We start from the raw sequence: 15,044 nt of genomic DNA, 5'->3' as shown, positions 1-15,044 counted from the left end.
GTTACCGGTTCTTTCGGTTATCGATCAGATCATCGACAACTTCCGGTTCTGCCAATGTCGATGTGTCGCCAAGATTTGAATACTCGTTCTCGGCAATCTTGCGCAGGATGCGGCGCATGATCTTGCCAGACCGTGTCTTGGGCAGACCGGGCGCGATCTGGATAAGGTCAGGGCTCGCAATCGGACCGATTTCCTGGCGGACATGCTGGATCAGATTCTTGACCAGCGCATCATCCACTTCGACGCCCTGACGCAATGTGACATAGGCATATATGCCCTGCCCCTTCACATCATGCGGATAGCCAACCACAGCGGCCTCTGCGACAGCATCATGGCTGACCAGTGCGCTTTCGACTTCAGCGGTACCCATGCGATGACCGGAGACATTGATCACGTCATCAACGCGGCCGGTGATCCAGTAGAAGCCATCCTCGTCGCGGCGGCAGCCATCGCCGGTAAAATACGTGCCGGGATAGGCCGTAAAATACGTGTCGATGAATCGCTGATGATCGCCGTAGACCGTTCTCATTTGTCCCGGCCAACTATCCGTGATCAGCAGATTGCCGTCGGCCGCGCCTTCCAATTCGTTACCGTCCGCGTCCACCAGCACTGGCTTCACGCCAAAGAAAGGATGACTGCCGGCGCCCGGCTTCATTTCGGTCGTGCCCGGCAACGGAACAATCATGGTACCGCCTGTCTCGGTCTGCCACCAAGTGTCGACGATCGGACACCGCGCTTCACCTACGACGTGGAAATACCATTCCCATGCTTCCGGATTGATCGGTTCGCCAACTGTGCCCAGCAAACGGATCGACTTGCGCGATGTCTTGTTCACTGGCTCTTCGCCTTCGCGCATCAGTGCGCGAATAGCGGTTGGCGCGGTGTAGAAGATGGTAACGTTCTGCTCGTCGCACACCTGCCAGAACCGCGAAGCATCCGGATAGGTCGGCACACCTTCAAAGACGAGACTTGTTGCGCCATTTGCCAGAGGTCCGTACACGATATATGTGTGCCCGGTTACCCAACCCACATCTGCCGAACACCAGAACACGTCATCTTCCTTGAGGTCAAATACATACTCGTGCGTCATTGACGCCCAGACAAGATAACCGCCAGTGGTGTGCATCACGCCTTTAGGCTGCCCCGTCGAGCCAGACGTGTAGAGGATGAAAAGAGGATCTTCGGCATTCATCGGTTCGGGCGGGCAGTCGGCGGAGATACCCTCGGCAGCCTCGTGCAGCCAATAGTCCCGCCCCGCCTCCATGTTGACCTCAGCGCCTGTGCGCTTCACGACCAACATCTTCTCAACCACACCTCCGGCAATCTCGGCGGCCTTGTCGGCGTTTACCTTCAACGGCACACGACGACCACCCCGCACGCCTTCATCGGCTGTGATGAGGAATTTCGAGTCGCAATCGGTAATTCGCCCTGACAATGCCTCGGGGCTGAAGCCCCCGAATACGATGGAATGTACTGCGCCAATTCGCGTGCACGCCAGCATCGCATATGTGGCTTCGAGAATCATCGGCATGTAGATCGTGACGCGATCGCCCTTTTTTACACCCATCTTCTTCAGCACGTTTGCGAACTTGCAGACCGCGGCGTGCAACTGGCGATAGGTCATCTTGTGGGTGTTGCCGGGCTCGTCGCCTTCCCAGATCAACGCGACCTTGTCACCACGCGTTTCCAAGTGGCGGTCCAGGCAGTTTGCCGACACATTAAGGACACCATCAGAATACCATTTCACATGTAGATCGCCGGTCTCCCAGGAGACATCCTTTACGACCGTGTAGGGTTTGATCCAGTCGAGCCGCTTGCCGTGCTCCCCCCAGAAAGCCTCCGGGTCTGAGATCGACGCGGCATACATCTCTCGATAGGTTTCCGGGCTCAGGTTCGCCTTTGCTGCAAACTCCGCCGGCACTGGATAGGTTTTCGCTGCGTCGCTCATGAAAGGCTCTCCGTCTGGCATGTTTTCTGTTCTCACCTCAGAATGCATACTTTGTCGAGAAGGTGAACCGGGTGATCGAGCCATCAGCTCCACTTTCGACCTCGCGGAGGCCGTGCATCAATTCGGTCCCCAGTGTCACATTCGGCGCAACGTCCCAGAGAATGGCCCCGAACACCGACTGGACAGACGATGTCACCGTGTCAGCCAGATAGTCCGGATTGTCGATGAACAGGCCGGAATAGCCGCCGCTAAACCGCGCCGTTTCCCCGAAAGCGTGGCGCCAGGCAATCAGCCCGCCATATGAGGGCACCGCTTCCAGCTCCCCGTTCGGGTCGAGGGCCGTCGAGCGGCTGGCGGCCAGCCCGACATAGCGGCCGATCCCGTCGCCTCCGACCAGGTTGAAGCGGATGTCATCGGTGTCCCCAACATTCAAGCGGCCCGAGACGCTGACGCCATATCCGAAGGTTTCGTCTTCGACCGTGCCGAAATCGGCCCGCAGCTGGCGCGCGATGCCGGCGATCGAGACATTGCCGAATTCACCGCTCATATTGTAGCGGGCCACGACGTCCGGGATGAGATTCTCGTCCCGCGCTCCCGAATTCAGGGTTGTCGTGTTCGGATTCTCGACGGCAAACATCCAGTTGCCATGCGTGTAACGTATCTGCGGCTGGCGCACGAACACCATGCCGTCCGACAGGATAAGGAAGCTTGCGCTTTCCGGAATGGCTGACGTGTTCTGGAAGGTCGACCATTCCTGCCCGACCAGCCAGTTGCCATATTTCATGAAGGCCCGACGCAAACGTGGCGAGTAGGAGTTCGAGACCAGTTCATTGCCCTGCCCCGATCCGAGGAAATCCATCTCGATATGCGCGCTCAGCGTCTTGTCGCCCACAGGCCGGGATGCGGCCAGGAAGAAACGAGTGGATTCAGCAGTAAAGTCCGTGGACGTTGTTCCGTCCCCACCGATGGGTGTCGCACCGGGAATGTAAAAGTCGCGCGCGATGGAACTGCCGGAGATGGCGCCATCGCTCAGCGAGGTGACATGCACGTCCGCATCCACAAAGCCGCCGAACTTCAGCGTCGTGTCACCGACCCTGAATCCATCTGTCGGAGGAGGAGGCGCGGCCTCCGGCTGGGCGGCGACCGGCTGGACGCGGACGATTTCTTCATGCCCGGCGCGCGTCGCGGCCAGTTCGGATTTGAGTTCGGAAACCATGGCCTCGAGCGCTGCGATCCGCGACTCAAGATCATCCGCTTCCGCAGCGGCGCCGAGACTTGTCGTCAGAGCTGCCGAAGACAACAGCAGGGCCTTGAAAGTACGAGACATGCATTCCTCCCTCATATTGATTATGAGAAGGAGTATCCGTTGCTTGTGCTCGGGCCGCCATTAGCCATTGGTGCTACGACAAAAGTCGTAGTGCGCTGCGGCGCGATCCATGACATACTACACAGGTTCTGGTTAAGTCCACAGACCGCAAAAGCGGCACGGATTCGGGGAGGAATATCGTGGTACAGGCACCGCGCGTGCTGATCGTGGACGACCATCCATTGTTTCGTGACGCGCTGGAAACCGCACTGGAATGCGCCTATCCCGCTGGCGCCGCCGCCTCGCATGCGTCCAGTCTTTCAGATGCCCTGGCCCGCCTGCAGGCCGATGACGTGGATTTGGTGCTGCTTGATCTCAATCTCGGCGACTCGGCAGAGTTCGAGGGCCTTACCCGGCTGCGGGCCGCCAGGCCGGACTGCCCCGTTGTGGTTGTATCCGCCACGGAAACGCCAGAAGCCTTTGAAACGGCCCGTATGCTCGGTGCGGCCGGATACCTCCCCAAGAGCATGTCCCTGGACGACCTGTCGGCGGCGCTCGCCACGACGCTGGATGGGGGGCAATGGTTTCCGGAATGTGTCGGAAAGTCCCTGCCAGCCAATTGTGCCGCCGAACGCATTGCCAGCCTCACCCCGGCCCAGAGACGCGTGCTCGCCCGATTGTCCGATGGCCTGCTCAACAAGCAGATCGCCTATGAAATGGATATTTCCGTGGCGACGGTGAAGGCGCACATGACAGCGATCTTCCGGAAGCTCGGGGCGAACAATCGCACACAGGCCTTGCTGATCTATCAGGACGCCACATCGCTGACCGATTGAGCCGCGCTTTCCGTCCCTCCGGCAGTGGCACAGTCTTTCAGAAATTTGCGGATGTCCGCCGGATTGCTCGGCTTGTGAAGGATGGCAATGCCGACCGTCCTGGCGGATGACGATTCGGCGGTGGACGTGGCTGCGGTCAGCAATAAAACATTGCCGGCATGGGCGAGCCGCTTGCGTAGTCCCAGGAGCAGATCCAGTCCATTCTGCCCGTCGCCGAGATTGAGGTCTGCAATCACTGCGTCAAATTGCGCTGACTGCATGGCAGCCAGCGCCTCTTCAGGTGTCCGGACACAGGTCGCCTGACACTCCCAGCCTTTCAGCAACCGGCTCATGCCGTCAACAATGGCAGGCTCGTCATCCACGAACAGGACGCGCAGGCCGACCAGATCCCGGTCAGCCGGCTCAACCGGCGCCGACTGCATCCGGCGCGGGCGTCTATGCAATTCAGCCATTGGCACGGTCACCGAAAAAACGCTGCCGCGACCCGGTGTCGACTGCACATCAATGGACGCCCCCATCAGACCAGCCAGACGGCGCACGACAGACAGGCCAAGCCCTGCTCCCCGAATGCCGGTATTGTCGGAATCCTCATACCGACGAAACTCCTCGAAGATCCGTTCCAGACGGTCTGCCGGTATGCCAGGCCCGGTATCGTGAACTTCGATCCTTACCGCATCCCCGCGTCGGCGTGCCCCGACAAGGACTCCGCCCGACTGTGTATATCGCCGGGCATTCGAGATGAGATTGCGCAGAATGCTCTTGAGAAAATCCGGATCGGCAAGCACTGCCAGCTGTGTGGGTGCCAGCCGCACGGAAAGCCCCGCCGCCTGCGCCATCGGAAGCGCCTCGTCGACCAGGTCCTCCATCAACGGGCCCAAGGGAAGGCGTACGGGGACTGCCTCGACCTGGCTATGGTCCAAACGGGATATGTCGAGCAATCCCTTGAGCAATTCATCTGCAGACTGAATGGATCGGTCCGCGCGTGCCGCCAGATCACATTCTGTGTCACTGGCCATGAGCGATCCAAGATACAGCCGCGCGGCGTTCAGCGGCTGCAACAGGTCATGACTCGCCGCAGCCAGGAAGCGCGTCTTGGACGCATTCGCGCCTTCCGCCTCTTTCCGGGCAAGGGTGAGATCTTCTGCCATTTGCTCAAGCTCACGGGTTCGCGTCTTGACCCGGCTTTCCAGCAACTCGTTTGCCTCAACCAGGGCGCGTTCACGCAGCTTGTCGTCGGTAATGTCAGCAAAAGTGGTGACATACCCGCCGCCCGGCATGGGGTTGCCGCTGATGCGCAGGTAGCGCCCGTCCGGATTTCGTCTTTCATAGGCATACGGACTGCCGGATCGCATATGTCCGACGCGCCTGCGCGCCTCCTCGACAGGATCCCCATCGATCCAGCCAGTGTGGATGTTGTGCTCGATCAGTTCAGCCACGGGAACACCGACGCCCACCTTGTCCGCCGGATAATCGAACAAATCCACATAGGCCGTATTCCAGGCTACCAATCTTTGATCGGAATCCACGACGCTGATCCCCTGCGGGACATTCTCGAGCATGGATTGCAGCATGTGGCGTTCAAACCGGGCCGCCTGCGTCTTGTGATCCAGCATGGACAGAACATCCGGCAGGGCCACATCGCTGCCACCGATCGCCGAGGAAAGGACGACCCGTGCCGAAGATGAACCGAGTGCGCTGGCGAGCAGTTTCTCGGTGCGCTGGACCAGTCTCCAGTCCGCAGGCGCATCTCCGGTTGCGACAATACCTGTTTCAGTCTCGAACTGGTCAAAGGCATGGTCCACCGCTTCCGGCGTGAGAAAGCGGGAAGCGAGTGTCTTCAGGCCATTGGGCGACACCTGGAAGGCGTGGCTCTCGACCGCGCCTTCCGCGATCTCGACCACTTCATCGCCGCTGACAAAGGCGGATGCCTGAACCCGGTCCCTCAACCGTTCCCGTGATCGCATCGATACGATTGCGAACAGGAACAGATTGGTGCCAAGGCTCCACAGGACGCCATGGGTCAGACTGTCATCGATCCGCAATCCGAACAGAGCATGCGGGTCCAGAACCCTCGGCACAAGCGCGGCCATCGCATCATACCCGAAAATTGCGGGCAGGAAGAGCGTGTAGGCCCACAACCCCATCCCCGCGACCAGACCTGCGAGGACACCGGACCGACGCCCACCTCGCCAAGTGACCGCCCCGATCAGCGCCGGAGAAAATTGCGCTGCCGCGGCAAAGGACAGGAGGCCGATCTGGGCCAGCGCACCTGTCCCCGCCACGCGGTAATAGGCATAGGCGAGAAGCAGCACGACCACGATCACGATGCGGCGGGCCGACACGATCCTTGATCCGGCATCTCCGCTAAGGCTGGCAAATCGTCCGGACTGCATAATGGCCGGCACGACCAGATCATTCGTGACCATGGTGGACAGGGCGACAGTGGAGATGATGACCATGCCGGTCGCAGCTGAAAAGCCGCCCAGAAAGACGAGGGTCGCCAGCAGGCCATTGCCTTGTTCGAGAGGCAGATCCAGGACGAACAGATCCGGCTGCGCTGCCGCGCCGAAGAGGCTCAGACCAGCCATCGCGATGGGCACCACGACCAGACTCGTGAGCAACATATAGAGTGGGAACACCCATCTGGCCGTATCAAGATCCTTCTGCCCCTGACGCTCGATCATGGCGACATGGAATTGGCGCGGCAGGCAGACAATGGCCGCCGTCGACAGAAGCGTCATGGTCAGGAATCGTTCCGACACGGAAAAGCGGTCAAAGGGCTGTGTGGCCAATTCACGATCCGGCAAGCCCCCCTGCACCAGAAGGAACACCGACAGGATCGCAACAGCCACCAGTGCGGCGAGCTTGAGCACGGCCTCCAACGCCAGCACGCGCATCAGGCCGGAATTGTGCCGCGTGGCGTCCGACTGTCGCGTGCCGAACAGGATGGCAAAAATCGCCAGCACAATAGCGGTCAGCAGAACTGTTTCATTGGTCGGTGTGTTGATCGCGCCGTCTGCGCCATATGCCAGTGCCTGAAAGCTCATGCCGATGGATTTCAGCTGCAGTGCAATATAGGGCAGACTTCCTGCGACGGCGGCCAGCGTTGCAGCGGCAGCAACCGCGCGGCTCTTGCCATACCTGGCCGACAGGAAATCAGACAAGGAAGAGATGCCCTCTCGCTGTGTGACATCGCCGATCCGGCGCACGATGCCGGGAAATGCCACGAAGACGAGCGTCGGGCCAAGATAGATGGTCAGATAGTCCCACCCGCTTTGCGCAGCCGTACCGACAGCGCCGAAATAGGTCCAGGAGGTACAATAGACTGCCAAGGCCAGCGCATAGACGAGCGGATGCTGGACGAAGCCCGGGCGTGTGGCCTGCCGGTCGCCTTGCCAGGCGATCAGGAACAATCCAAGCATGTAGAGCGTCGTTGCGCCCAGGATCAGCCAGACCGGCATGAACACCTCTCTATGCGTCTTCCCCCAGCATACACGTCCTGACGCCCCGGCAAATGCGCCCTTTGTCTAAAGCCTCTGCTGCAGGCATGAAAAAGCGGGCGGCCCGGAGAGGGAGGCCGCCCGCAGCAATCACCGGGAAGTGGCGCGCTACTCTGCCGGGATCGGCGCCATGTCCTGATCGGCGATGCCATGCGGCGAGCGCTGTCCGGGGACCCGGATGTCCTCGACCAGGTCCTGGATGTCCTGCGGAGGCGGGGCCGTGACAAGGGCCACCACGATCCCCACAGCCAGGGACAGGAACATGAACAGGAAGCCGATGCCTTCAGGCGACACACCGAACCACCAGTTCGCCGGATCCGTGTCGACGAACTTGAAGTAGTAGATGTAGCTGAAGGTCGAGACGAGCCCCGTCAGCATGGACGCAATCGCGCCTTCCCGGTTCATCCGCTTCCAGAAGATGCCCAGAACGATGACCGGGAACAGGGACGCTGCCGCCAGTCCGAAAGCGAAGGCCACCACCTGCGCCACGAAGCCCAGCTTGGCCGTGTTCATCCCCATGATTCCAGCCAGGATCACGGCTCCGGCGGCCGAGACCCGCGCCACTCGCAACTCGTCCCTGTCCGACATGCCGGTAAAGAAGGTACGTCGGCACAGATCGTGTGAGATCGATGACGATATGACCATGAGCAAGCCTGCCGCCGTGGACAGGGCCGCGGCAAGCCCGCCTGCCACCACGAGCCCGATCACCCAGGCCGGCAGATTGGCAATGGACGGATTGGCCATCACGAAGATGTCTCGATCCAGCTTGGTGACCTCATTTTCGTCCCCGGCGCGGTACTGGATGATGCCATCGCCATTCTTGTCCTCGACGCCGAGCAGGCCCGTCTTTTCCCAGTCCTTGAACCATTTCGGGGTCGGCTTGCCGCCGGCCGCAAGGATCGCCGCCGCTTCGGCGTCATAGTCGGCATCATCCGCGATATAGGTCGACTCGTTCACTGTATCGATGAAGTTCAGACGGGCGAATGAAGCCACCGCAGGTGCGGTCGTATAGAGCAGTGCGATGAAGACCAGCGCCCACCCCGCCGACACACGGGCCGCGCCCGGGCTTGATACGGTGAAGAAGCGGATGATCACGTGCGGCAGGCCGGCGGTGCCGAACATTAGCGCGCCGGTGATCGCAAAGACATCGATCATCGACTTGTTGGTCTGGGTGTATTCGAGGAAACCCAGATCCTGCACCACCGTGTTCAGCTTTTCGAGCATCGCCACATCCTCGCCGCGCACATTCGAGATGAACCCCAGCTGCGGGATCGGATTGCCCGTGATGATCAGGGAGATGAAGATCGCCGGAACCGTATAGGCAAAGATCAGCACGCAATATTGCGCCACCTGGGTGTAGGTGATGCCTTTCATGCCGCCCAGAACCGCATAAACGAACACAATCGCCATGCCGACCATGATGCCCGTATTGAACTCGACCCCCAGGAAGCCGGAAAAGGCCACGCCGACGCCCTTCATCTGGCCGGCAATATAGGTGAACGAGACGAACAGGGCACACATCACGGCGATCAATCGGGCCGTGGTCGAATAATACCGGTCCCCCACGAAATCCGGCACAGTGAACTTGCCGAACTCTCGCAGGAACGGCGCCAGCAAAAGCGCCAGAAGCACATAGCCGCCGGTCCAGCCCATAAGGTAGACCGAACCGCCATAGCCTAGGAAGGCGATCAGGCCCGCCATCGACAGGAAGGAGGCTGCCGACATCCAGTCGGCCGCCGTTGCCATGCCATTGACAGTGGGGTGAACATCATGGCCGGCCACATAGAAATCATCCGTAGACGAAGCCCGAGCCCACACGGCGATCGCGATATAGGTGCCGAACGTGCCGACAACCCAGAAATATGTCCAAAAGTCCTGTCCCATCGTCTCAGGCCTCCACGCCGTATTTCTTCTCGAGACGGTTCATGGCGCGGCAGTAGTAGAAGATCAGTCCGACGAAGACATAGATCGATCCATTCTGCGCAAACCAGAAACCGAGTGGCGCACCGCCAATCGAGAGATTGTCCAGCAGGTCGCGGAACAGGATGCCCGCCCCGTATGACACTACAAACCAGATGACGAGCAGGCTGAGGGTCAGGCGGATGACATCCCGCCAATACCCTTTCGCATCAATTTCCTTGCTTGGTTCCGACACTTTTTCCTCCCTGACATTTTTATCTGTGCGGGGTTCCGCAGCTTGCAGGCTGCCGGAATCGGACGGAATGGAAAAGATAAACTTTGGTCTAAGACGACGATCCGGGTCATCCGGTCCTGCGCCATCAATCCTCTGAGGATGGCTGCCGCACTTTGCCGGTTGCACGAGTATGGCGCCATTCCGCGACCCCTCCCAGCATCAGCCAAGCCGACAGGACAAGTCCACCCGCGAGATAGACTTCACGAAAGCCCAGCCCCGGCTGGAGTATGGCCAAGGCCAGCCGAACGGCGAAGACGAGCCCTAGCAGTATGCCGAGCGCCAGCATGATATGATGTTTCACGGGCAGAATCCTCCAGAACGGAGCATACACGCGCCACGCACTTCGGACAGGGGGGACTTTGGTCTAAGGGGGCTGCCGCCGTGCCCTTGCCATTCCGTACGGTATGGGCTATCCGCGCGCCTTCAGAAACGGCGGCGCAAGGCCGTTCGTGTCAGCTTCTTACCTCATCCCAAGATGGAGAGGCGGAGTCGAGGGCGAAAGGAAACCCCATGTCGAAATCCAAGATTAGTTTCAATGTCGAACTGCGTGAGCGCGTAGGCACCGGCGGATCCCGCGCAGCACGTCGTGAAGGCCTCGTGCCCGGCGTTCTTTATGGTGGTGGTGAAGACCCCGTCGCGATCTCCCTGAAGCGCAACGAAGTGCTCAAGGCCATCGAAACCGGTCACTTCCTGTCGTCGACTGCAACACTCGTTCACAAGGGCGAGAAGCAGATGGTGATCCCACAGGCGATCCAGATGCACCCGGTCTCCGATCAGCCCATGCACGTCGATCTGTTCCGCGTCAGCCGCGATCAGAAGATCAAGGTCGAAGTCCAGGTTCACTTCATCGGCGAAGAAGTTTCCCCTGGCCTCAAGAAGGGCGGCACGCTCAACGTGGTGCGTCACACGGTCGAACTTCTGGTTCCAGCCGGCAACATTCCGGAATCCCTGGAAGCAGACGTTTCCGAGTTGGAAGTCGGCGACAATGTGAAAATCTCCGACATCAAGTTGCCGGGCGATGCAGAGCCAACCATCACCGACCGCGACTTCACGATCGCCACAATCGCTGGCCGTACGGCAACCACCGAAACCACGACGGAAGAAGGTGAAGAGGCCGAAGGCGAAGAGCCAGCAGCCGAAGCTGACGCAGAGTCGGAAGACTGATCGGTACATTATGGTCTCGTGTGTCCAGCCTTTTGGGGCTGGGCACACAGCCAAACCCTGCTAATTCGGAAGAGGGAGGCCAAGTCGTGCTCATTCTTTCCGGTCAGGGTAATCCAGGCGAAAAATATGCGAAGAACCGGCACAATGCCGGTTTTCTTGTCTTGGACGAGATCCACGCCGCCCATGGTTTCCAACCCTGGCGCTCCAAATTCGAAAGCGAGATTGCGGAGGGCTTTATCGGCCCCGGCCGCATCAAGACCCTGCTGGTGAAGCCGCAGACTTTCTACAATGAGACCGGGCGTGCGCTCTCCAAAGTGGCTCAGTTCTACAAGCTCTCTCCGGAAGATATCGTTGTCCTGCATGACGAGATCGACCTTGCGCCTGGCCGCGTCCGCCTGAAACAGGGTGGCGGTCATTCCGGCAATAATGGCATTCGCTCGATGATTGCCCACCTCGGCGAGAACGTGCGCCGCGTGCGAATTGGTGTCGGCCACCCCGGCGACAAGTCGCGGGTCATGCCTTACGTGCTGTCCGATTTCTCAAAAGCCGATCATGACTGGTTCGATCCGCTGGTCAGGGCGATTTCCGACGCGCTGCCTTTCCTCGCCGACGGCAATGATGAACGCTTCCAAACCGAAGTGATGCGTCTTGCCCCAGCGCCAAAGCACGATCCCAAACAGAACCGATAGCGCCGTCGGTTAGTCGTCGAGTTTGGCCAGTACCGACTGTTCAGCGGCTTCTGCCATGGCAACAGCGCCGACCGTGCCATGCGCGGGAACAGGGCTGCGCCCCAAACCGAGGCAGGCTGCGTAGAAACCCTCATCAGCGGCTCCCAGAGGGTCCGGCAGATCCGCAGCGATCTCTACCCTCACATCATATGGCGTCGTATTGACCAGTTGCCGTGTCAGGAAGTCGATGGAGATCTCGCCCGACGGATAGACAACGTGCATGGAACGCTGGCGCGCTTCCGCTGCCCGGCTGGCCATCAGACGCGCCACGCCACCGCTCGCATAGGTGAACTGGGCGTTTGCTTCGTCGATATGATCAGAATGAACCCGCTTGCCACTCGCCATGACGCCGGTGAACTCATTCCCCATCATCATCGCAGCAAGGTCCAAATCGTGGATCATGAGATCCCAGATGACCGAGACATCGCCTGCACGATTGTCTGGCGCTGGCGGTCCGGCGCGGACGGATTCGATCAGCAGGGGTGTCTCTTCGATCGCCAGCACGCCCATTGCCCGCGCGACAAACCGCTCCTGATGCCCCACCTGCAGGATACGGCCGCGGGCCGCGGCCTCATCAGCGAGATCACGCGCAGCCTTGCCGGTCAGCGCCAGCGGTTTCTCGACGAGCACATGGCAGTGCGCCTCAATGGCCTGCCGCGCCAGCTTTTCATGCCAGATAGCCGGAACCGCAATGACGATTGCATCACACGCATCCAGAAATGCTTCGTAATTGTCAAAACCCTTGGCGCCGAACTGGCTGGCGATCCGCGTCGCGCGCTCAAGATCGATGTCGTAAACACCGATAAGCTCGGTTCGGGCAGACGCAGCGGCCTTCTGGGCGTGATAGTTTCCAAAAACTCCGGCGCCCGCGACGCCGACTTTTAGTGTGGTCATAACAGATTAGCCCTCTTCCCACCTTAAAGACACTGCATCGCCAAGTGCTGCAAGTCTTGGGCTCAGGCCTCACTCACACAGAGAATTACAGAATCTTTCCGCCGCCCCCCTTCACACGTCCGGTATGCCGGTCCACTTACGCCTCTACAAAATAGAGGAAGGAAACATCATGACTGCACTCACATCCACCGAATGGTCCCTTGCCGCCCGCCCGGTTGGCATGCCGAAATTGTCAGATTTCCAGATGAAAACCATCGACATCGCCCCACCCGGCGCTGGCGAAATCCAGGTCAAGAATGAGTGGATGTCGGTCGACCCTTATATGCGCGGCCGTATGCAGGACCGCGAAAGCTATGTTCCGCCGTTCCAGATCGGTGAAACCATGCAAGGTGGCGCTGTGGGCCGCGTGACGGTTTCCAACCACCCAGACTACAAGGAAGGCGATCTCGTCTCCTCCATGGCAGGCTGGCGCACGGCGTGGGTTGGCAAGCCCGAAATGGCTATGGCTCAGAAGCTTCCCGAAGTCGGCCTGCCGGAAAGCGCGTTTCTTGGCGTCGCAGGCATGCCGGGCCTGACGGCCTATGCAGGTCTGCTGCGGGTTGCCGAACTGAAAGAAGGCGACACGGTCTTCGTGTCCGGTGCAGCCGGTGCGGTCGGCTCAACCGTGGTCCAGATTGCCAAGATCAAAGGCTGCACTGTGATTGGTTCGGCGGGCGGCAAAGAGAAATGCGACGTCGTCAAATCGCTCGGCGCGGATCATGTCATCGACTACAAGGCCGCTGGCGGCTTCGACGGACTTGTCAAAGCGCTGCGCGAAGCAGCTCCCAAAGGCATTGATGTCTATTTCGACAATGTCGGCGGCGATCACCTGACCGCTGCTATCGAAGTTGCCCGGCCAATGGCGCGTTTCGCCGAATGCGGCATGATTGCGCAATACAATGAGACCGGCCAACCAACCGGCCCGCACAATGTTATTCAGATCGTCGGCAAACAGCTGAAGATCCAAGGTTTCATTGTATCTACGCATGCCGATATGCAGCCCGACTTTTTCCAGGACATGGCAAAGTGGATTCCGTCTGGTCAGATGAAATACGAAGAGACCGTCAAAGAGGGTATCGAAAAGGCACCCGAAGCATTCATCGGCCTGTTTGAAGGCGCCAATACCGGCAAGATGCTGGTCAAGCTGGGGTAGTTATGTCGCGTCTGTTTGATGCCTATATCATGGTGGACTGGAGTGCCGCGTCTAAACCTGTGACGGGCAAGAACTCCATCTGGATCGGAATTCTTGCAAAAGACGCCCGGCTCAAGCTGCAGTACCAGTCCGTCAATATTGATACGCGCCTCAAGGCGCGGACCTTCCTTGATGGCATCATCGCCAAGCTGACAGGGCGCGGAGACCGCGTCCTGATCGGCTTTGACTTCTCGCTAGGTTATCCGGCAGGCACCGCGGCTGCATTGGGCCTCGACACATCGACCAAGGCACCTTGGCAGGCCATGCATGCGCACCTGGCATCCAAGATGAAGGACAAGGCCGACAATTCCAATCCGCGCTACGCGATTGCGGCCGGCATGAATTATGCGATCTCGAAAGGACCTTTTCCTTTCTGGGGGGCTCCCGCACGCGATGTCGTCTCGACACTCTCCGACAAGAAGCCGGAATTCAGCGGTCAGACCCTACCTGAGTACCGTATCGTTGAAACCCATCTGAGAGACTCAAAGCGTGGACAGCCGAAATCGGTCTGGCAGTTGGCTTATACGGGTAGCGTGGGCAGCCAGTCGCTGACCGGAATTCCCCATGTGCACGCGCTCAGGCAGTCACTACCCTCCTCACGCATCTGGCCATTCGAATTCGAGGATGGCGAGATGACCGAGGAGACGCTTGAAGGCATTCAGGTCGTTATTGCCGAAGTCTACCCGTCACTCATTCCCTCAAAGCCTGAAAAGGGGGAAACGCCAGATGCTGCACAAGTCCGCCAGATCGCCCATTACTATTCGGAAATGGACGAAAAAGGCCGGTTGAATGGGCGAATTTCCACAAATAGTTCTCTTGACGAGGGAAAAATATCGCAAATTCAGTCAGAAGAGGGCTGGATTCTCGGCGCATAGCCCGTCTTTATTGGGCTTTCGTCATATTCACGCCTTACGAATCGTGGGTATGTCGCTGCAACGGCGGGGGATCGCCGTTTAACATTAGAGGAGAACCCCTATGAATAAGGGCGAACTTACAAAAGCTGTCGCAGGTGAATCCGGTCTGTCGCAAAGCGACGCCGGCAAGGCTGTAGACGCTGTTTTCGACGCAATTGCTGGTGCCGTGAAAGACCGTCAGCAAGTGGCGATCGCAGGCTTCGGCACATTCTCGGCCAAAACCCGGAATGCTCGCACAGGCCGCAACCCAGCCACCGGCGAAGAAATCAAGATCCCGGAAAAGACATCGGCTGCTTTCAAGCCGGCTTCGGCTCTGAAAGACCTCTAGG

General features: G+C 59.4%; 13 protein-coding genes. 6 read left to right on the top strand and 7 right to left on the bottom strand.

The features are described from left to right. Position 1: 1 nt before the first annotated feature. Positions 2-1,948: an acetate--CoA ligase gene (acs, locus tag B2344_RS05735; protein WP_290478895.1), complete on the bottom strand. Its 1,947-nt coding sequence runs from the start codon at positions 1,946-1,948 to the stop codon at positions 2-4. A gap of 37 nt (positions 1,949-1,985) precedes the next feature. Beyond that, positions 1,986-3,275, bottom strand: coding sequence for a DcaP family trimeric outer membrane transporter (locus B2344_RS05730; RefSeq protein ID WP_290484834.1), 1,290 nt, complete (start codon positions 3,273-3,275; stop codon positions 1,986-1,988). A gap of 179 nt (positions 3,276-3,454) precedes the next feature. On the opposite strand from B2344_RS05730, the gene B2344_RS05725 reads away from it, so the two are divergent. Then, complete coding sequence (locus B2344_RS05725; protein WP_206992772.1) at positions 3,455-4,090, top strand: response regulator transcription factor; 636 nt, start codon at positions 3,455-3,457, stop codon at positions 4,088-4,090. On the opposite strand, the gene B2344_RS05720 is transcribed toward B2344_RS05725, so the two are convergent. The 4 genes from B2344_RS05720 to B2344_RS05705 all read right to left on the bottom strand — a co-directional run bounded on the left by B2344_RS05720 (position 4,063) and on the right by B2344_RS05705 (position 10,085). After that, on the bottom strand, positions 4,063-7,551 hold the full coding sequence (locus B2344_RS05720; RefSeq protein WP_290484833.1) for a PAS domain-containing hybrid sensor histidine kinase/response regulator: 3,489 nt from the start codon (positions 7,549-7,551) through the stop codon (positions 4,063-4,065). The two genes, B2344_RS05725 and B2344_RS05720, sit on opposite strands and share 28 nt — an antisense overlap. Positions 7,552-7,698: 147 nt before the next feature. Next, positions 7,699-9,474 carry a sodium:solute symporter family protein gene (locus B2344_RS05715; protein WP_290482393.1) on the bottom strand — a complete coding sequence of 592 codons (1,776 nt, stop codon included), beginning with the start codon at positions 9,472-9,474 and terminating at the stop codon, positions 7,699-7,701. Between the two features lie 4 nt (positions 9,475-9,478). After that, positions 9,479-9,745, bottom strand: coding sequence for a DUF4212 domain-containing protein (locus B2344_RS05710; protein ID WP_242517509.1), 267 nt, complete (start codon positions 9,743-9,745; stop codon positions 9,479-9,481). A gap of 124 nt (positions 9,746-9,869) precedes the next feature. Next, positions 9,870-10,085, bottom strand: coding sequence for a hypothetical protein (locus B2344_RS05705; RefSeq protein WP_290482394.1), 216 nt, complete (start codon positions 10,083-10,085; stop codon positions 9,870-9,872). Positions 10,086-10,294: 209 nt separating this feature from the next. Here B2344_RS05705 and B2344_RS05700 point away from each other — a divergent pair, with 209 nt between their 5' ends. Both B2344_RS05700 and pth read left to right on the top strand, forming a co-directional pair. Then, positions 10,295-10,948 carry a 50S ribosomal protein L25/general stress protein Ctc gene (locus tag B2344_RS05700; protein WP_206992767.1) on the top strand — a complete coding sequence of 218 codons (654 nt, stop codon included), beginning with the start codon at positions 10,295-10,297 and terminating at the stop codon, positions 10,946-10,948. An 86-nt stretch (positions 10,949-11,034) separates the two neighbouring features. Next, complete coding sequence (gene pth / locus B2344_RS05695) at positions 11,035-11,637, top strand: aminoacyl-tRNA hydrolase (RefSeq protein ID WP_290484832.1); 603 nt, start codon at positions 11,035-11,037, stop codon at positions 11,635-11,637. 9 nt (positions 11,638-11,646) lie between these two features. Here pth and B2344_RS05690 read toward each other — a convergent pair whose 3' ends face one another. Then, positions 11,647-12,570, bottom strand: a complete 924-nt coding sequence (locus B2344_RS05690; RefSeq protein WP_290482396.1) for a Gfo/Idh/MocA family protein — start codon at positions 12,568-12,570, stop codon at positions 11,647-11,649. A 169-nt stretch (positions 12,571-12,739) separates the two neighbouring features. Here B2344_RS05690 and B2344_RS05685 point away from each other — a divergent pair, with 169 nt between their 5' ends. From B2344_RS05685 to B2344_RS05675, 3 genes are all read left to right on the top strand, one after another. Then, positions 12,740-13,762: an NADP-dependent oxidoreductase gene (locus B2344_RS05685; protein ID WP_290478900.1), complete on the top strand. Its 1,023-nt coding sequence runs from the start codon at positions 12,740-12,742 to the stop codon at positions 13,760-13,762. Between the two features lie 2 nt (positions 13,763-13,764). Further along, the gene (locus B2344_RS05680) at positions 13,765-14,676 is read left to right on the top strand and encodes a hypothetical protein (protein ID WP_206992763.1); all 912 of its coding nucleotides are present in this window, start codon (positions 13,765-13,767) and stop codon (positions 14,674-14,676) included. A 100-nt stretch (positions 14,677-14,776) separates the two neighbouring features. Then, the gene (locus B2344_RS05675) at positions 14,777-15,043 is read left to right on the top strand and encodes an HU family DNA-binding protein (protein WP_034813765.1); all 267 of its coding nucleotides are present in this window, start codon (positions 14,777-14,779) and stop codon (positions 15,041-15,043) included. The last annotated feature ends 1 nt before the right edge of the window (position 15,044 follow it).

It is taken from the genome of Hyphomonas sp. UBA3195, assembly GCF_002366485.1.
Classification (GTDB): Bacteria; Pseudomonadota; Alphaproteobacteria; order Caulobacterales; family Hyphomonadaceae; genus Hyphomonas.
Note: the sequence above shows the minus strand (reverse complement) of the source record. Positions and strands in the feature narration are given on the sequence as shown.